Origin of the sequence: Pseudomonas sp. GL-R-26, assembly GCF_019947365.1 — a bacterium.
GTDB lineage: Bacteria > Pseudomonadota > Gammaproteobacteria > Pseudomonadales > Pseudomonadaceae > Aquipseudomonas.
The window spans coordinates 17,206-34,293 of sequence record NZ_JAGYGI010000043.1 but is presented as its reverse complement, the minus strand read 5'-3'; the positions used below and the strand labels follow the sequence as shown (position 1 = coordinate 34,293).

16 protein-coding genes and 1 tRNA gene are annotated in these 17,088 nt (G+C 59.9%); 5 read left to right on the top strand and 12 right to left on the bottom strand.

Annotation, left to right across the window (positions count from 1 at the left end; all coding sequences use genetic code 11):
- Window positions 1-172: 172 nt before the first annotated feature.
- The 6 genes from KGA96_RS27440 to KGA96_RS27415 form a co-directional block, all read right to left on the bottom strand.
- Window positions 173-1,717 (bottom strand): Fic family protein, encoded by a 1,545-nt coding sequence (locus tag KGA96_RS27440; RefSeq protein ID WP_046041529.1) that lies wholly within the window; start codon window positions 1,715-1,717, stop codon window positions 173-175.
- Between the two features lie 330 nt (window positions 1,718-2,047).
- Window positions 2,048-2,121: transfer RNA gene (locus KGA96_RS27435), tRNA-Gly, on the bottom strand.
- Window positions 2,122-2,302: 181 nt separating this feature from the next.
- The gene (locus KGA96_RS27430; protein ID WP_046041531.1) at window positions 2,303-3,187 is read right to left on the bottom strand and encodes an alpha/beta fold hydrolase; all 885 of its coding nucleotides are present in this window, start codon (window positions 3,185-3,187) and stop codon (window positions 2,303-2,305) included.
- A gap of 312 nt (window positions 3,188-3,499) precedes the next feature.
- On the bottom strand, window positions 3,500-4,192 hold the full coding sequence (locus tag KGA96_RS27425; protein ID WP_046041532.1) for a pseudouridine synthase: 693 nt from the start codon (window positions 4,190-4,192) through the stop codon (window positions 3,500-3,502).
- A 34-nt stretch (window positions 4,193-4,226) separates the two neighbouring features.
- Window positions 4,227-4,445 carry a cysteine-rich CWC family protein gene (locus KGA96_RS27420; protein WP_046041533.1) on the bottom strand — a complete coding sequence of 73 codons (219 nt, stop codon included), beginning with the start codon at window positions 4,443-4,445 and terminating at the stop codon, window positions 4,227-4,229.
- Complete coding sequence (locus tag KGA96_RS27415; protein WP_046041534.1) at window positions 4,432-5,925, bottom strand: sensor domain-containing diguanylate cyclase; 1,494 nt, start codon at window positions 5,923-5,925, stop codon at window positions 4,432-4,434. The genes KGA96_RS27420 and KGA96_RS27415 overlap by 14 nt, the downstream gene beginning before the upstream one ends.
- Window positions 5,926-6,198: 273 nt before the next feature.
- Between KGA96_RS27415 and KGA96_RS27410 the strand changes: the two genes are divergently transcribed.
- Together KGA96_RS27410 and KGA96_RS27405 are read left to right on the top strand one after the other, a co-directional pair.
- The gene (locus tag KGA96_RS27410) at window positions 6,199-6,453 is read left to right on the top strand and encodes a hypothetical protein (protein ID WP_080925326.1); all 255 of its coding nucleotides are present in this window, start codon (window positions 6,199-6,201) and stop codon (window positions 6,451-6,453) included.
- Window positions 6,454-6,620: 167 nt separating this feature from the next.
- Complete coding sequence (locus KGA96_RS27405; RefSeq protein WP_046041536.1) at window positions 6,621-7,040, top strand: hypothetical protein; 420 nt, start codon at window positions 6,621-6,623, stop codon at window positions 7,038-7,040.
- Window positions 7,041-7,184: 144 nt separating this feature from the next.
- Here the strand turns inward: KGA96_RS27405 and KGA96_RS27400 are convergent, their stop codons facing one another.
- On the bottom strand, window positions 7,185-8,297 hold the full coding sequence (locus tag KGA96_RS27400) for an enoyl-CoA hydratase/isomerase family protein (RefSeq protein WP_046041537.1): 1,113 nt from the start codon (window positions 8,295-8,297) through the stop codon (window positions 7,185-7,187).
- 132 nt (window positions 8,298-8,429) lie between these two features.
- Here KGA96_RS27400 and ung point away from each other — a divergent pair, with 132 nt between their 5' ends.
- Window positions 8,430-9,122, top strand: coding sequence for a uracil-DNA glycosylase (ung, locus tag KGA96_RS27395; protein ID WP_046041538.1), 693 nt, complete (start codon window positions 8,430-8,432; stop codon window positions 9,120-9,122).
- 158 nt (window positions 9,123-9,280) lie between these two features.
- Here ung and KGA96_RS27390 read toward each other — a convergent pair whose 3' ends face one another.
- From KGA96_RS27390 to KGA96_RS27370, 5 genes are read right to left on the bottom strand one after another with little or no spacing between them, the layout of a single operon-like run.
- Window positions 9,281-10,321: an AbrB family transcriptional regulator gene (locus KGA96_RS27390; protein ID WP_046041539.1), complete on the bottom strand. Its 1,041-nt coding sequence runs from the start codon at window positions 10,319-10,321 to the stop codon at window positions 9,281-9,283.
- The gene (locus KGA96_RS27385; protein WP_046041540.1) at window positions 10,314-11,828 is read right to left on the bottom strand and encodes a tripartite tricarboxylate transporter permease; all 1,515 of its coding nucleotides are present in this window, start codon (window positions 11,826-11,828) and stop codon (window positions 10,314-10,316) included. Before KGA96_RS27385 ends, KGA96_RS27390 begins: the two co-directional genes overlap by 8 nt.
- A gap of 1 nt (window position 11,829) precedes the next feature.
- The gene (locus tag KGA96_RS27380; RefSeq protein WP_046041541.1) at window positions 11,830-12,288 is read right to left on the bottom strand and encodes a tripartite tricarboxylate transporter TctB family protein; all 459 of its coding nucleotides are present in this window, start codon (window positions 12,286-12,288) and stop codon (window positions 11,830-11,832) included.
- A 58-nt stretch (window positions 12,289-12,346) separates the two neighbouring features.
- Window positions 12,347-13,324, bottom strand: a complete 978-nt coding sequence (locus KGA96_RS27375) for a Bug family tripartite tricarboxylate transporter substrate binding protein (RefSeq protein WP_046041542.1) — start codon at window positions 13,322-13,324, stop codon at window positions 12,347-12,349.
- A gap of 39 nt (window positions 13,325-13,363) precedes the next feature.
- Window positions 13,364-14,653 carry an OprD family porin gene (locus KGA96_RS27370; RefSeq protein ID WP_046041543.1) on the bottom strand — a complete coding sequence of 430 codons (1,290 nt, stop codon included), beginning with the start codon at window positions 14,651-14,653 and terminating at the stop codon, window positions 13,364-13,366.
- A gap of 237 nt (window positions 14,654-14,890) precedes the next feature.
- On the opposite strand from KGA96_RS27370, the gene KGA96_RS27365 reads away from it, so the two are divergent.
- Window positions 14,891-15,562, top strand: coding sequence for a response regulator (locus KGA96_RS27365; RefSeq protein WP_007979804.1), 672 nt, complete (start codon window positions 14,891-14,893; stop codon window positions 15,560-15,562).
- Window positions 15,555-16,943 (top strand): sensor histidine kinase, encoded by a 1,389-nt coding sequence (locus KGA96_RS27360; RefSeq protein WP_046041544.1) that lies wholly within the window; start codon window positions 15,555-15,557, stop codon window positions 16,941-16,943. The genes KGA96_RS27365 and KGA96_RS27360 overlap by 8 nt, the downstream gene beginning before the upstream one ends.
- The last annotated feature ends 145 nt before the right edge of the window (window positions 16,944-17,088 follow it).

Below are 17,088 nucleotides of genomic sequence, written 5' to 3'. Positions count from 1 at the left end.
CAGCAAGAAGTGGACGATGCCGATCCGGGACTGGAAAGCGGCCTTGAATCGCTTCAGTATCCAGTTCGAAGATCGTCTGTTAACGGTTTAATAAAAATCCCGTTTACACAAAATCTAGGACACCCTCCTTCTTTTTTCGCAGGTTCAGCCAACACTTTTGCTCCGCTAGCAATCACTCTTCACCGACTTCTATTTCTCTATCCTCAAACGCCGAACGTACGGCATCTACAACGCGCTCCGCCATGCCTTCATCTTCAAGCTGCGGGTATCCTTTCTTCAGCTTTCCGGAAACCATCCAGCCGTTTTCCTTAATGGAGCGGATGATGCGATTGGCATCCTGATCCGGCATCTCAAGCACTTCTTTGAGTTGTTCCTGCGCTCGCTGAAAGATCACCAGTACTCTGGCCTCATCTGCCATCTCCGTACGAATCGTATGTTCGACAACGCGTGCGGTGTAGAGAACGTGCTCGGTCAGGTCTGGGTACCGCCAGGCAAAGCTTGCGTCTACGTATTCATCGAAGTTGAAATTGCTAAGCGTTCCGTCCTCGTAGGTCACAAGTTCGCCAAACCGATAGGCTGCAGCGTAACGGCGCATGAACGGTCGTGAGAATACTTCAAGCGTACGATCGTAGCCGGCCCTGAAATCGATAGAGCTGGTGATCGTGGCTGACACGGGCAGAATCACTCCGTCGGGCACTGCCTTGTCCCGGATCAAGGTGTCGTTGATCAGGAAACGATGAATCCGGCCGTTGCCGTCACGCATGGGATGGATGTACACGAAGCCGAATGCAAGCACCGCGGCACGTGCCACTGACTCGGCACCACGCGTTGCGACCTCGAACTCGTTGAGGCCTTCCAGTAGCGGGGTAAGTTCCTCAAAGTGCGGGGCAATGTAATGCACGATGTCTTCGCGCATTGTGGCTTGTCCCACGAAGACAGGGGAGCGTCGCAAGCCTAGTCCGATGGCATCGTGGCCCAGGATGCCGGCTTGCAGGGATCGAAGGGTGTCGTTGCTCAATGGGGCATCTATATGGCCGCAGTGCTGGGCAATGACATGCGCAAACCGCTGGATGCGATCGGCCTGGTCGGCTTCCTTTTCGATGAGAAAGCTCGCGCGCGATTCCTTGAACGTCAGCCAACTGGCCGTTCGCATCAGGATGTCGGAACCAAAGGCTTGATCCAACTCATCCAATGCCGCACGCAGATCGAATTGCAAGGCCTCCCGCACTGGCTCGGTACGACGAACCAAGGGGCAGAATTCGGGTGTCCCCGGCAGATTGTTATTGATTCGCCAGCGCCGCGTTCGCAACGACTCACGACGAGTCAGGTAATTTTGTGGTGAAAGTACATCAACATAGGCGCCATTGGTCACATCAGGCACCTCCAGACGTTCCCCTGTCAGCCATTCGTAGAGGAATCCTGTGCGACGGGCATACTGGCCAAAAGGCTCCCGTCGACACCAGTCCTCAACAGGCTGCGGGCCTATGGCCGCAAACAGGCGAGCAAAGAACTCGAGATGAATCTCTTCGTATTTGAGACCGAACTCGAAATGCCCTGCGAAATCGTCTGCAGGGCGGTAGCGTGGCGGATACCTGTTCTCCACGTTCCCGGCGCTTTCACGGCTGACACGTACGGTGCCAATCATCGACTGTACGCGCAGAGGCTGCGCCAATGCGATGTTGTAACGGTTCGCGAGGGTCTGGAAACCGACTTGCATTGACGAAATCCTTTACGGGGACAGGAAAAACGTTAACAGAACTTCAATATTGTGGCGAAACGATAATTTCGTAGGTGGAAAAATACTAATGCTGGATGAAATTTGATACTGAATTCGTATTTTTGGAGAAAAACGCTAATAGCTTTCAGAGTAGTCGCCACAGCCGCGAAAGAAAGAATGTACTCATCGATCACCGGAAAGTGACCGACCAAGCTATCCACAAATCCAACGCCATCAAATCCCGCCCACAAAAAACCGGCCATCAAGGCCGGTTTTTTCTGTCTCTGCATCCCCCGTCAAAACCACCCTGACGTGAGATCAAAATTCGATTGGAGCGGGTGAAGGGAATCGAACCCTCGTTATCAGCTTGGGAAGCTGGAGTAATGCCATTATACGACACCCGCTCAGAGCGGTGACTTTGTACCAGATACGGCCGCGGATTTGAAGTTTTTCTTTACGTGGAGCGGGTTTAACGCAGATGTGACAAAAAAGCCTGGAGCGCATGACGGTCGATCGCGGGCAAGCCTCGCGCCTGCAGAATACGTTTAACGCAGCAGGGCGGGGCTTGCTCGCGATGACGCTACTTCAGCTTGCCAATGCATGGTGTTCCTGGACGTTGTGGTAACGCGGTCGGCTTTCGAGTTGCGCTGGTTTCAGGAAGCCCATCAGTGCGTTGCGGCTGTCTCGGCAGGCGGCTTTGTGCTCCATGTCGAGAAAGTGGCCGGTGGCCTGAAGGGTGCTGAACGTGCTGTGTTGCACGTGGCCGGCGAACAACCGGGCGTCGTCGGCGGCGGTGTATTCGTCCCATTCGCCGTTGAGGAACAGCACCGGCACGTCGATTTTCTTCGCCGCGTGCAGGTAGCACTGGCGGTCGCTGTGCAGCACGTCGCTGATGTGGAAGTGCATCTGCCCGTACTCATGTTCGGCCAGGGAGCTGACGTGGCGATAGTTGAAGCGCTTGAACAACGACGGCAGGTGTTTGCCGATGGTGTCGTTCACCAGGTGCCCGACCCGGTCGCGGTCCAGGTTGCCCAGGTGTTCGACGCCGCGCTCGAGGTAGTCGAGCATGTGCGCGTTGATCACCGGGGAGAACGAGCTGATCACGGCTTTTTCGATGCGCCGTGGCCGTTGCGACAACGCCATCATGGTCGCCGCACCGCCCCAGGAAAACGACAGCACGTGTTCGGCGGCGAAGTGGTCGATCAGCTCAAGAAGGATCTGCCCTTCGATTTCCTTGGTGAGCATCTTTTCATGCAGGTTGTGGGCTTTTGACCGGCCCGCGTAGGGCTGGTCGTAGCAGACGACGTTGAACTGCGGATGGAGGTTTTTCACGGTTTGTGCAAACGACGCAGTCGTGGCCATCGAGCCGTTGACCAAGATAATGGTCTTCTCTGCGGCGTCTGCGCGATAGAACTCCGTGTAAACCCGATACTGACCCTGTATATCCAGCACAGCGATTTCTGGCCTCATGTCATAAGACTCCTGGCAAGCGGGTATGCGCGCAATAGAGATTGCACGAGCTTTGTGACAGGTAGGCATACGCCTGGAATTTGAGAGGCCCATGTCGATCCATTGCAGTCCGGTCGACGGGTATTGTTATTGGCGGGCAGTCTGCCGGATGAGGCCGGAACCCATGGGTTCCTACCGGCAAAAAGTTTCTTAGAAGTATGTGGTGACTCGTCGGTCACATTTCGGCCGACGTCCTGATTCAAGCAGGGGTCACGTCATCGCGCAAGTGCCATTGGTAAATTGTTCGACAACTTCTGCTGAGCGGTCGCTGGCTTAGATCGATCCGATCTCTTCAGTGCTCAGTAGGCGGTATTCGCCCGGTTTCAACGCGTCGTCGAGCTCCAGCGGCCCCATGCGTTCGCGATGCAGGCGCATCACCTTGTTGTTGAAGTGGCCGAACATGCGCTTGACCTGGTGATAGCGGCCTTCGACGATGCTCAGGCGTGCGCATTTTGGCCCGAGCAGCTCTAGCCCGGCCGGTTGCGTGGTGAGGTCTTCGAAGGCGAAGTACAGCCCTTGGCTGAAGGTGATCGCGTATTCGGGGCCGATGTCCTGCTCGGTTTCGACGTAATAGACCTTGGGCAGTTTGGTCTGCGGTTGGGTCAGGCGCCGCGACCAGCTGCCGTCGTTGGTGATCAGCATCAGGCCGGTGGTATTGAAATCCAGGCGTCCGGCGATGTGCAATTCGTCCTTATCCGGTTCATGGATCAAATCGAGCACGGTCGGGTGCTGCGGATCCCGGGTGGCGCTGACGCAGCCGGCGGGCTTGTGCAGCATGAAGTGGCGCAGGGGTTTGCCGACTTGCAGCACCTCGTTGTCGACTTCGACGCGGCTGAATTCGCGGACTTCAGTGTGCGGGTCGCTGACGATTTTTCCGTCAACCCTGACGCGTTTTTCCACCAGCAACAGGCGCACCTGCTTGCGGTTGAAGCACGGCAGGTTGCTGAGGAAACGGTCGACACGCATGACTTAAGGATCGGTAAGGAAAGGGGCGCGCATCTTACTTGATCGACCCGGACGCTGCTTGCAACTGCGCCTCGACCTCGGCACAGCGCGGGCACAGGCATGAGGCGTCGCGCAGTTCCTCCGGCAGCGCCTGGAGCACGGCAGGGTCGATGCTGACGCCGTAGCACCAGCAGGCGCGGTCAGCGGTTCGCGGATCGGCCAGGGTGCAGTCGTTGGGGGCGCCGCAGGCGGGGCAGAGGTCAGGCTGGTTCATGAACGGAGTGAGACATTTCCACGCAGGTTCGGTTACGGCCACTTTGCTTGGCCCGGTACATCGCATGATCCGCCCGCGACAGCAGGCTGTGCAAGGTGTCATCGGGCTGTAGGGTGGTGAGGCCGATGCTCACCGTCAGTTGCAAGGCTTTGCCGTTGTAGGCATAGCGCTGTTGTTCCACGTGCTGACGAATTTTCTCGGCAATCATCAGACCGGTCTTACCGTCGGTGTCCTTGAGCAGCACGATGAACTCCTCACCGCCCCAGCGGCAGACGATGTCGGAGTGCCGCAGGCAACTTTCCAGATCCCTGGCGAAACCGATCAGTACCTGGTCGCCGGCCAGGTGGCCGTAGGTGTCGTTCAGTGCCTTGAAGTGGTCGAGGTCCAGCAGCAAGGCGGTCAGCGGCTTGGGCTCGCGCCGGGCTTCTTGCATGGCCTGTGCGGCCAGCAGGTCGAAGCCGCGACGGTTGGGCAGTTCGGTCAGGCTGTCGAGGATGGCCTGGGCCTGGATCTTGTCCTGATAGCGTTTGATCACCCGGTTGAGCAGGGCCAGCACGATCAAGGTGACCAGCAGGCAGATCAGCAGGTTGAGGTACAGCGACTGGCGGATTTCACCGAGGGCGCTGTCTTCGCGTTTGTCGACGAACAGGTACCAGTTCAGCTCCGGGATAAACCGCACGTTGAGGAAATGCCCCTGGCCCTGCACGGAGTATTCATAGCTGCCGCTGTGGGGTTTTGGCAGCCGGCTGAGCAGGTCTTTCATGCTGTCGAGTTCGCTGAGTTTCTGCCCGATGTGCGCACCCTGCGGACCCCCTTCGGCGCCGGTGAGCACCAGGCGTCCGAAGTTGTCGACGAAAAACACACTGCGTTGATAGCGCTGCTGGTACTTGTCGATCAGCTTGATCACTGCGTCGACGGTCAGGCCAACCCCGGCCGCGCCGATGAATCGGCTGTTGTAGTCGTAGACCTTGTAGTTGATGAAGAAGGTCAGGTTGTCTTTGTTGGCGAGGTCCGGGTCGACGTTGATCTCGTACGGATCCTTCATGTCCCGCACGCGGAAGTACCAGGCGTCGCGGGGTTCGGTGGTCTTGACCTGCTTGAGCACACCCTTGGCGTGGTAGTAGGTCAGGCTGGTGTTGGAGACGAAGAACGCGGTGTAGGCGCCGTAGTGGGTCATGACCTCGTTGAGGTAACGGGTCATCTGGTCGGAGTCTTTTTCACCGTTGACCACCCAGTCGCGCATGAAGGTGTCGCGGGCCATCATCGAGGAAATCAGGATCGGCCTGACGAGGTCTTTCTGGATTTCCGAGTAGACCGTGTCTGACGTCAGCGGCAGTTCGGTGTTGACGATGTTGTCGCGGATCGATGCCCGAGAGGCGAAGTAACTGAGAAAGGAGGTGGCGAGGAAACCTGCGCCCAGCAACGCGACCAGCGTGAGCACCAACGAACGTTGAGAGTACAGCGGCGAGCGAAGCGGCATGGCAGTTCCATTGGCAGTCATCCGATGGCATGCATTCTAAGGGTACAGCCGGGAAATAACTGCTCCATGTGCGCCGCGAATGGTCGTTCCTATGTTCCACGGAGGTTGCGCGTGGTCCTTGTGGGAGCGAGACGGTCTTTTGATGGTGCTCGTACGCTGTCCGCCGCTGATCAGAAGGCAGGTGCAACGTCGCACTTGGCAGGGGATTGCCAGTCAAAACAGGTATCAGTCGGTGTGTGCCGACTGCTGTCACAGGTCTTTACGGAGGCCGCCATGTTACGTCGATTGTTGTTTGGTGCAGTGCTCGGTCTCGGATTGTCTGGTTGCTACTACTACGACGGTCCTGCTGACCCCTACGGGGGATCTTATTACTACCCCGGCTACTACTCGCCCTATTACTACGGTTACTACGGTCCGCGTTATTACGGTGGTTATCGCTCCTATTACTACGGTGGGCACGGCTATCACGGTGGGGGGTATCACGGCGGTGGATATCATGGCGGTGGATATCGCGGTGGTCACCGTTAATCAGGGCATGAATGGATGAAAAACCTTTCATCGGTCAGATGTTTCTACTTGTTTCAAGGGCGCACCAGATTCCGAATTCGGTGTCTGATATTTCGACAGTCACCGAACATTTGACTGTCGCCTGCCAGCGTCGCTGGTGTGGCTTGCCCGCGGTCCAGGAGGCCGCCATGCTCTGTCAAAAAAAGCTGCGCCGAATTCTTTTGCTAGCGATGTTGGGATTGTCCCTTGGTGGGTGCGTGCCTTACTACGACGAAGGAGGCAGTTACTACAGTTCCGAGGTCTATACCTCGCCATCGCCAACCTATTACAGCGGGGGGAGTTCCTACTATTCCAATGGTTACTACACGCCGCAGCCTCGGTATTACATGCCACCAGCGCGGTATTACCAGCCGACACCGCGTTATTACTCGCAGCCGCGGATGTATCAACCGTCCCCACGCTATTACCAGCCATATCGGGGCGACTACCGGATGCATCAGGACCATGGCTGGGACGGCCGTAACCGCGGGGGCTGGAACAATGACAATCGAGGCCATGACTGGCGCGACCAGCGCGGCGATCACAACTGGCGGGGTAACCACCGCTAGTTTTACATAGAACACAGCACTAATGTGGGAGCGGCGGTGCGACGATTCGACTTGCTCGCGAAGGCGGAGTCTCAGTCAACATCAATGTTTCTGAGACGACGCCTTCGCGAGCATGCTCGCTCCCACATTTTTTATGCCCGGACTTCAGTATTCGGACAAATCCGCCAGCGGATGCCGACCTTCCCACGCCTTGTGAAAATGCGCCTCTACCACCGCGTCCGGCACGTTGTTGATGTCCGGCCAGTGCCAGTGCGGCTTCTGGTCCTTGTCGATCAACCGGGCACGTACGCCTTCGCTGAATTCCGGATGCCGACAGCAGTTGAGGCTCAGGGTGTATTCCATCTGGAAGACTTCGGCCAGCGACAGGTGCCGGGCACGGATGATCTGCTCCCACACCAGATGAGCGGTCAGCGGCGCGCCTTCGCTCAGGGTCCTGGCTGCGCGGCTCAGCAACAGGTCGGTGTGATCGCGCAAGGCGCTGATGGCCTTCCAGGCGCAACGCACGTCGCTGACATCCAGCAGCTCGTCGATCTGCTGGCGGCGCGGCAGCCACTGGGCTTCGGGCATCTGTGCCACGGCTTCCTGCTGCAAGGCCTTGAGCAGGCTGTTGAGCTGCATCGGTGTCTGTTCCTGCCAGTTCAATTGCAACAGGCCTTCGATCAATTCCGGCTGCTGCTCATCGAGCAGGAAACGATCGGCCAGGTCCAGGTCGATGGCATCGCGGCCGTTCATGTGCGCCCCGGTCAGGCCCAGGAACAACCCGAGCTTGCCGGGCAGGCGCGACAGAAACCAACTGGCGCCAACGTCCGGGTACAGGCCGATGCTGATCTCGGGCATGGCCAGGCGGCTGCTCGGCGTGACGATGCGGGTGCTTGCCCCTTGCAATAGACCCATGCCGCCGCCGAGCACATAGCCGTGGCCCCAGCAGATCAGCGGTTTCGGGTAGGTATGAAGTTTGAAGTCCAGGCGATATTCCGCGGCAAAAAACTGCGCAGCCAGTGGCGGTACCTCGCCCGGATGGACGCGACAGGCTTCCACCAGGCTGCGCACTTCGCCGCCGGCGCAAAAGGCCTTGGCGCCATTGCCGCGCAACAGGACGCAGACGATCTGCGGGTCCTTGGCCCAGGCCTCCAGGCGGTCGCGCAGGGCGTTGATCATCGGCAGGGACAGGGCGTTCAGGGATTTTTCGGCATCCAGGCTGGCGATGCCGATGCGTGCGCCGTCGGTGCCGGTGAGTTCTTCGAAGTGCAGATTCATCGTGACCTCGATCGGGAATTTGAGGGTTAAGTATGATCGCTGTGTGGGAAAGTGCCGGATCTGCATCAGATCAATTGACAAGCGTGATGCGCTTTCCTAGGGTTCGCCCCATTGTTTTTGCCGGATGTAACCATGACTGCTGACGACCGTATCAAACTCGAACCGGGCTGGAAGGAGGCACTGCGTGCCGAGTTCGACCAGCCCTACATGGCAGAGTTGCGAAACTTCCTGCAACAGGAGCGGGCGGCCGGCAAGGAGATCTATCCGCCGGGGCCGATGATCTTCAATGCGCTGAATTCAACGCCGCTGGACAAGGTCAAGGTGGTGATCCTCGGTCAGGACCCTTATCACGGCCCGGGCCAGGCCCATGGCTTGTGCTTCTCGGTGCAACCGGGCGTGCCGGCGCCGCCGTCGCTGGTGAACATTTACAAAGAACTCAAGCGCGACCTGAACATCGACATCCCCAACCATGGCTACCTGCAGAGCTGGGCCGATCAGGGCGTGTTGATGCTCAACACCACCATGACCGTCGAACGCGCCAACGCCAATGCGCACAAGGACAAGGGCTGGCAGTTTTTCACTGATCGAGTCATTGAAGTTGTCAGCCAACAGCAATCGCACCTGGTGTTCATGCTGTGGGGCGCCCATGCCCAGAGTAAGCAGAAGCTGATCGATGCCACCAAGCATCTGGTGCTGACCTCGGTGCACCCGTCACCGCTGTCGGCCTATCGCGGCTTCCTCGGTTGCGGGCACTTCAGCCGCACCAACAAGTTTCTGGAGCAGAATGGCGAGACGCCGATCGAGTGGCGGTTGCCGCCGGTTTGATGATTGACCGGACGGGTCTTTGTGGCGAGGGAGCTTGCTCCCGCTCGGCTGCGTAGCAGCCGTAAAGCTTGCATATGCGGTGCGCCTGAAGAAACTGGATGTGGAAAGAGGGGCTGCTTCGCAGCCCTGCGGGAGCAAGCTCCCTCGCCACAGATTTTTCAGACTGAATCCGGCTGCCGGTTCCAATACTTGAACAACGGCTCCGCCAGAAACAGCACAAACAACAAGCGCATCACCTGCATCGCCGTCACCAGCGGCACCGACAGTTGCAGGGTTTCCGCCGTCAGGCTCATCTCGGCAATACCGCCCGGCATCATGCCCAATGTCAGTGAACGCAGATCCAGATGGGTCAGCGCACTCAAACCCAATGCCGCCACCGTGGCGATCAACATGGTCAACACTGTGCCGATCAAGGTACGCCCCATGAACGATGGCGCACGCCGGAAAAACTGCCGGTTGAAGTGACAGCCCAGACCGCTACCGATCAACCATTGGCCAATCTGGCTACCGCCATTGGGCAAACCGATGTGCAGATCCCAGCCGATGCTGACTGCCGCGCTGACCAGCAACGGCCCGAACAGCCAGGGGTTGGGTTGACGCAGGCGTTCCCAGATCCAGGCAGCCAAAGCACCAGCGGGGAACAACACCGCCAGCCAGCGCCAATCGATGCTGCCGACGTGGGAAATCGGCGCACCGTCGCCCAACAAATACTTGAAGGCTGCCGGTACGCACAGCACGACCACCAACACCCGCAAACTCTGCCCCGCCGCCACACGGCTGAGCACCGCGCCATTGCGGGCGCCGAGGTTGACCATCTCCCCGGAACCGCCGGGCATGCTGGAAAAGAACGCCGTGGCGCGATCTTCACCGGTGCGGCGCATCAGCCACACGCCGACAACCGCCGACAGGCTGGTGACCAACGCACCGAAGAAGATCAGACCGAAATGACTGAGTACCTGCTCCATCACCACTGGAGTGAAATGCAGGCCGATACCGATACCGACGATCCACTGGCCGCACTTGCGACCGCCAGGGATTTCGGCCAATTGCCAGGGTGTCAGACAACGCACGAGGATGATCGCCAGCAACGAGCCGACCATCCACGGCAAAGGCCAGCCGACCTGGCTGGCGAGGAAACCGCCAAGCAGGCCGACCAGCGGGGTTCCCCACCAGAGTTTGAGGGGGGACCGATCAGACATCGGCGATAACGCGTTGCGCGGCCGAACGTTTGCGCCAGATGCGGATGAGCGGCATCAGCAGCATGATCGCCGTCAGCACCCAGCAACCGAAGGTGATCGGGCTCGACCAGAGGATTTCCAGCGCACCGTTGGAAATCGACAGGGCGCGGCGCAGGTTCTGTTCCATCAAGCCGCCGAGGATGAAACCCAGCAATACCGGCGACAGCGGGAAGTCCAGCTTGCGCAGGATATAACCGAAGATGCCGATGCCGATCATCAGGAACAGGTCGAACGTTGTCGCGTGCACCGCGTAGACACCAATCCCGGTAATGATCGCGATCACCGGCACCAGCGCCCAGTTCGGCACGGCGAGGATGCGGGTAAAGATGCGGATCATCGGGATGTTGAGGATCACCAGCATCACGTTGGCGATGAACAACGAAGCGATCAGGCCCCAGACGATGTCCGGTTGCTGTTGGAACAGCAGCGGACCCGGAGTGATGTTGTACAGCGACAGGGCGCCGATCATCACCGCCGTGGTGCCCGAACCTGGAACGCCGAGGGTCAGCATCGGCACCAGCGCACCGCAAGCTGCGCCACCGATGGCGGTTTCCGGCGCCGCGAGGCCGCGCATGTCACCCTGGCCGAATGTACCCTTTGCACCGGCGATGCGTTTTTCGGTCATGTAGGCCACGGCACTGGCCAGGGTCGCACCGGCACCCGGTAACACGCCCATGATGAAACCCAATACGCCGCAACGGATGTTCACCACGAACACCGACGCCGCTTCCTTGAAGTTGAACATCATGCGGCCCGTGGCTTTCACCGCTTCCTGGCCGTGGTGGGTTTTTTCCAGCAGCAGGAGGATTTCGCTGATGGAGAACAGGCCCAGCACCAGCACGACGAACTGGATGCCGTCAGTCAGGTGGATGTTGTCCCCGGTGAAGCGATACACACCGCTGTTGGCGTCGATGCCGACGGTCGACAGGAACAGACCGATCAGCGCCGCGATGAACGTCTTCAGTGGACGGTCACCGGCCATGCCGCCGAGGCAGACAATCGCAAACACCATCAGCACGAAATATTCCGCCGGGCCGAAGGCAATTGCCCATTTCGCCAGCAGCGGGGCGAACAGCACCATGCCGCAGGTCGCGATGAAGGCACCGATGAACGAGCTCCATGCCGACAGCGACAGTGCTACACCGGCCAGGCCTTTGCGGGCCATCGGGTAACCGTCGAGGGTGGTCATCACGGTGGACGCTTCGCCCGGGATGTTCAGCAGGATCGAGCTGATCCGGCCGCCGTATTCGCATCCCAGGTACACCGCCGCCAGCAGGATCAGTGCCGACTCCGGTGGCAGGCCGAGGGCGAATGCGATCGGGATCAACAGTGCCACGCCGTTGATCGGCCCCAGGCCCGGCAACAGGCCGACTACGGTGCCGATCAGGGTGCCGCAGAGTGCGGTCACCAGGTTGTACGGGCTCAGCGCGACGCCGAAACCCTGACCCAAATAGCCAAGAGTATCCATATCAGTTCTCCAGAACGTCGAGCACGCCAAGCGGCAGCGGCACGTCCATCAACTTGTCGAACAGCAGGTAGAGGCCGACGGCCATCAGGCTGATGATCACGATGCTTGGCACCCAGCGACCGCCATACAGGCGGGCCATGGGCACGCCGATCAGGATGCTGGCGACGATGAAACCCAGGGGTTCGAAGGTGCCGGCGAACACCAGCAACAGCACCACACAGATGCCGATCTTGGTCAGGGTTTCGCGATCCAGTGGCGGCTCGTCAGCGCTGTGCTTGATCGGTGCCGGACGGAACACCATGTACAACAGCGCCGAGCCCATCAGGCCGAGCATCAGCAATGGAAAGGCCCGAGGCCCCACCGGTTCGTAGGAAAAAGCCGCTTGGTACGGCCACGCCATCAGTGCCAGGCCGAGACAGACCAGCAACAGCACCGAAGCAAAAATGCGTTGTAAGAGCATGGGGAACTCCTGTGCTGCGGCTCCGCCAAACGGAGCCGCAGCCGCTAGACAGAGACGATCACTGGATCAGGCCGAACTCTTTGGCCAGCACTTTGTAGTCCGCAACCTGCTTCTTAACGTAGGTGTCCAGTTCCGGGCCGGTCATGGCGAACGGGAAGAGCTCGCGCTGATCGCGTAACTTGGCGAAGTCTTCGGAAGCCAGCAGTTTGTCGAAGGCCGCTTTCCACCAGGCATAGTCTTCGTCGCTGACTTTTGGCCCGAGGTAGAAGCCGCGCACTACCGGCCAGACGATGTCATAGCCTTGCTCGCGGGCTGTCGGAATGTCCTTCATTTCCGGCTCGTCCAGGCGCTTGTCGGCGAACACCGCCAGCAGGCGCATGTCGCCGCTCTGGATGTGCGGCATGGAGTCGGAAATGTCGGTGCTGCCGACCTGGATGTGGCCGCCGAGCAGGGCGGTGGCAATCTCGCCGCCACCTTCGAGGGCAACGTAACGCAGGTCACGGGGGTTGATCCCGGCAGCCTTCGCGATCAGCGCGGTTTGCATCCAGTCCTGGCTACCGACGGTGCCGCCGGAACCGATCACCACTTTGCTCGGATCTTTCTTCAGTGCCTGAACGAGGTCGTCGAGGGTCTTGTAGGGCGAATCGCTTTTCACCGCGATGGCGCCATAGCTGGTGCCAACGGCGGCCAGCCAGCGCACGTTGGTTTCATCGAACCGACCGAACTTGCCTTGGGCCAGGTTCAGCAAAGAACCACTGGACCAGGCCACCAGGGTGCCGGCATCGGCCGGACGCTGGGCGACTACCGCGTTGTACGCCACCGCGCCGACACCGCCAGGCATGTAGGTCACGCGCATCGGTTTGGTCAGCAGTTTTTCGTTGACCAGCGCGCTTTGCGCCAGTTTGCAGGTCAGGTCGAAACCACCGCCGGGCGAGGCCGGGGCGATGCATTCCGGGCGTTTGGGTTCGGCAAGCGCTTGGCCGGTGAACAGCAGGACGCTGGCGGCGAGGGCTAGTTTACGCATTGACAGGTTCATTCAAGTCTCCTTGGGAGTTGTTGTTATCGACGTACTGAATTACCAAAGGGCAACGCTGTAGCTCACCAGCAGACGCACTTCATCGGCATCGCGAGCGGAGTAGTTGGAACGGTAAGTGGCATTACGCAGGCGCACGGCGACATCCTTGAGCGCGCCGCTTTGTACAACATATTTAATCTCGGAGTTGCGTTCCCATTCTTTGCCTTCGTCACCGTTCTTGAGCTTGATGTTGTCACCGCTCACGTAACGGCTCATGAAGGTCAGGCCAGGGACGCCGAGGGTGACGAAGTCGAAGTCATAACGCGCTTGCCAGGAGCGTTCTTCGGCCCCGGCAAAGTCGTTGATCTGCACGAAGTTCACCAGGTACGGGTCGGCGCCATCCACATACGGAAACGCGCTGTCGCCGGACATGTGCTGGTAGCCCGCGCTGAGCTTGTGCCCGCTCAAGGCGTAACTCACCAGGCCGTTGAGGGATTTGTTGTCGATCTTGCCGCCACGGGCCTCGCCCTGGTCGTCACTGATGGCAAACCGCAGGTCGGTGCCAAAGGTGCCGGGGCCGAAGGGCTGTGAGGCGATCAACCCGAGAAAGTGCTGGTTGTAGACTTCACCGAGTTGCGCGAAGTGATAGCTGCCAGTGATCTTGTCGGTGAACTTGTAGTCCAGGCCGCCAAAGTCAAAGTGGTCACCCGCCACGGTGCCGGCGAAGCGGCTGTTCTTGTTGTTGAGGGCAATGTCCTCGAAGTCGGTGCTGTCGCGGTCCTTGGCTTTATCCAGACGCCCGCCGGTGAAGGTCAGGTTCTTGATCTCTTTGGAGGTCAGCATGCCGCCTTCAAAGGTCTGCGGCAGGATGCGCCCGTCGTTGGGCTTGAGGATCGGCAGTTCCGGAATCAGGGTGCCGATCTTCAGCTCGCTGGCGGAGATCTTCACTTTGCCGGTCAGGCCGAGCTTGGAGTATTCGTCGACGGCTCGTCCATCGTCGGTCGGCAGCAGGCCGGTACCGGTACGGTCCGGGCTCGAGTCGAGCTTGACCCCCAACATGCCCAGCGCATCGACACCGAACCCCACGGTACCGTCGGTGTAGCCTGATTTCAGGTTGAGCATAAAGCCTTGGGCCCACTCGTCACGCTTGGACTGTTGGGCACTGGTACCGTCACGAAAATCGCGATTGAAGTACATGTTGCGGGTTTCGAAAGTGGCCGAGCTGTCTTCGAAGAATGCGGCCTGGCTTAACGGTGAAAAACCGGCAAGGGCGGCAGCGCTGGCAAGCGCAGTGTGGCTGAAACGGGAGAGGCGGGCAGGCGCGATAGCCTGGGTCTGCAGGGACTGCATGGATGACTTACTCCGTTTATTGTTCTTATTTGTCGAAAACGCTTCGAGGCGTTTTTCGTATCGCTGTGTGGCTGCAGCGACGGCAGTCGAAACTGTCCGTGGCTGGACTGTAACGGGCTAACCTTTCGCTAACCTTTCAGCTGACTTTCACGGTTTTCGGGCTTCACAGCGGCGGTTGCGGCTGTAAACTTCGCGCCAGAGAATGGCGTCGACCATCCCGCAATGAGGTAAAGATCCATGCGTGTCCTGCTCGTCGAAGACCATTTGCAGCTCGCCGAAAGTGTTGCCCAGGCGCTCAAGAGCACCGGGCTGACCGTGGACGTTCTGCACGATGGCGTAGCAGCCGACCTGGCGCTGGGCAGCGAGGAATACGCCATGGCGATCCTCGATGTCGGATTGCCGCGCATGGATGGTTTCGAAGTGCTGGCGCGTTTGCGGGCGCGGGGCAAGAACCTGCCGGTGTTGATGTTGACCGCCCGCAGCGACGTCAAGGATCGGGTCCACGGCCTGAACCTCGGCGCCGACGACTACCTGGCCAAGCCGTTCGAACTGACCGAACTCGAAGCCCGGGTCAAAGCCTTGTTGCGCCGCAGTGTGCTGGGCGGTGAGCGCATTCAGCGTTGCGGTGTGCTGGCTTATGACCTGGAAACCCGGCGTTTCACCCTCGGCGAAGAATTGCTGACCCTGACCTCCCGTGAGCAGGCCGTACTCGAAGCCCTGATCGCGCGCCCCGGTCGGGTCATGAGCAAGGAGCAACTGGCATCGCAAGTGTTCGGTCTCGATGAAGAGGCCAGCCCCGATGCCATCGAAATCTACGTGCACCGCCTGCGCAAGAAACTCGACGGCCAGCCGGTCGCCATCGTGACCTTCCGCGGCCTCGGTTATTTGCTGGAAAGCCGCGATGCATAAGCCCAGCAGCCTGCGCTGGCGGTTGCTGTGGAACCTGGCGCTGCTGCTGGTGGTGTTGATGCTGGCCAGTGGGTTGAGCGCCTACTGGAACGGGCGCGAAGCTGCCGACACGGCCTATGACCGGACCCTGCTGGCCTCGGCGCGAACCATCGCCGCCGGCGTGTCCCAGCGCGACGGCACCCTGAGTGCCGACGTGCCCTACGTGGCCCTCGATACGTTTGCCTACGACAGTGCCGGGCGGATTTTCTACCTGGTCAACGACATCAATCAGAAGCTGATTTCCGGGTACGAAAACCTGCCGGCGCCACCGCCGGGAACGCCGCGCACCGATGACTATCCGGCGCTGGCACGTTTCTACAACGCCCAATACCGCGGGCAGAACGTGCGCGTGGTGAGCCTGCTCAAACCCGTGAGCGAGCCGAACATGAACGGCATGGCGGAAATTCGCGTGGCGGAAACCGATGAAGCGCGGGTGAGCATGGCCCGTAGCCTGGCGACAGATACTTTGCTGCGCCTGGGCATGCTGGCGGGTGGGGCCTTGATGTTGGTGTGGTTCGCAGTGAGTGCCGCGTTGCGCCCGCTGGAGCGCTTGCGCACGGCAGTGGAAGAGCGCCAGCCGGACGATCTGCGCCCCTTGCCGCTGGTGGAAGTGCAGCGCGAATTGTGGCCACTGGTGCGCGCGCTCAATCACTTTACCGAGCGCTTGCGCGGGCAGTTCGAGAAGCAGGCGCAATTCATCGCCGATGCCGCCCACGAACTGCGCACGCCGCTGGCGGCGCTCAAGGCGCGCCTGGAGTTGGGCATGCGCTCGGCCGAGCCCGAAACCTGGCGCAGCACGCTGGAAACCGCCGCCCAAGGCACTGATCGCTTGACCCACCTGGCCAATCAGTTGCTTTCCCTGGCACGGGTCGAAAATGGCGCCCGGGCGATTGCCGAGGGCGGCGCGCAGTTACTCGACCTGAGTCAATTGGCCCGGGAGCTGGGCATGGCCATGGCGCCGTTGGCCCACAAGCGTGGTATCGCGCTGGCGCTGGAGGCGGATGAATCGGTCTGGCTGCGGGGCGAGCCGACGTTGTTGAACGAACTGCTGAGCAATCTGGTGGATAACGCACTGGCCCACACGCCGCCGGGGGGCAACGTGATTCTGCGGGTCTCGGCGCCCGCCGTGCTGGAAGTCGAAGATGATGGCCCTGGTATTCCTCTTGAGGAGCGCGATCGGGTGTTCGAGCGTTTTTACCGACGCAATCAGCAAGTGGCCGGTTCCGGATTGGGTTTGGCGATTGTCGGTGAGATCTGCCGCGCACATCTGGCGCAGATCAGCCTGCATGACGGTGAGCGCGCAGGGTTGAAGGTGCGGGTGAGTTTTGTTGCGGGAGAATGAATATTCCCACTGTGGCGAGGGGGCTTGCCCCCGTTCGGCTGCGCAGCAGTCGTAAATCCTGACTATGCGGTGTGCCTGGCTTACACGGTCGCAGGTTTTGGGGCAGCTTCGCAGCCCAACGGGGGCAAGCCCCCTCGCCACATTG

Coding starts and splice junctions, on each gene's coding strand:
- KGA96_RS27440 (WP_046041529.1), bottom strand. CDS start 1,717: ATGCAAGTCGGTTTCCAGACCCTCGCGAACCGTTACAACATCGCATTG.
- KGA96_RS27430 (WP_046041531.1), bottom strand. CDS start 3,187: ATGAGGCCAGAAATCGCTGTGCTGGATATACAGGGTCAGTATCGGGTT.
- KGA96_RS27425 (WP_046041532.1), bottom strand. CDS start 4,192: ATGCGTGTCGACCGTTTCCTCAGCAACCTGCCGTGCTTCAACCGCAAG.
- KGA96_RS27420 (WP_046041533.1), bottom strand. CDS start 4,445: ATGAACCAGCCTGACCTCTGCCCCGCCTGCGGCGCCCCCAACGACTGC.
- KGA96_RS27415 (WP_046041534.1), bottom strand. CDS start 5,925: ATGCCGCTTCGCTCGCCGCTGTACTCTCAACGTTCGTTGGTGCTCACG.
- KGA96_RS27410 (WP_080925326.1), top strand. CDS start 6,199: ATGTTACGTCGATTGTTGTTTGGTGCAGTGCTCGGTCTCGGATTGTCT.
- KGA96_RS27405 (WP_046041536.1), top strand. CDS start 6,621: ATGCTCTGTCAAAAAAAGCTGCGCCGAATTCTTTTGCTAGCGATGTTG.
- KGA96_RS27400 (WP_046041537.1), bottom strand. CDS start 8,297: ATGAATCTGCACTTCGAAGAACTCACCGGCACCGACGGCGCACGCATC.
- ung (WP_046041538.1), top strand. CDS start 8,430: ATGACTGCTGACGACCGTATCAAACTCGAACCGGGCTGGAAGGAGGCA.
- KGA96_RS27390 (WP_046041539.1), bottom strand. CDS start 10,321: ATGTCTGATCGGTCCCCCCTCAAACTCTGGTGGGGAACCCCGCTGGTC.
- KGA96_RS27385 (WP_046041540.1), bottom strand. CDS start 11,828: ATGGATACTCTTGGCTATTTGGGTCAGGGTTTCGGCGTCGCGCTGAGC.
- KGA96_RS27380 (WP_046041541.1), bottom strand. CDS start 12,288: ATGCTCTTACAACGCATTTTTGCTTCGGTGCTGTTGCTGGTCTGTCTC.
- KGA96_RS27375 (WP_046041542.1), bottom strand. CDS start 13,324: ATGAACCTGTCAATGCGTAAACTAGCCCTCGCCGCCAGCGTCCTGCTG.
- KGA96_RS27370 (WP_046041543.1), bottom strand. CDS start 14,653: ATGCAGTCCCTGCAGACCCAGGCTATCGCGCCTGCCCGCCTCTCCCGT.
- KGA96_RS27365 (WP_007979804.1), top strand. CDS start 14,891: ATGCGTGTCCTGCTCGTCGAAGACCATTTGCAGCTCGCCGAAAGTGTT.
- KGA96_RS27360 (WP_046041544.1), top strand. CDS start 15,555: ATGCATAAGCCCAGCAGCCTGCGCTGGCGGTTGCTGTGGAACCTGGCG.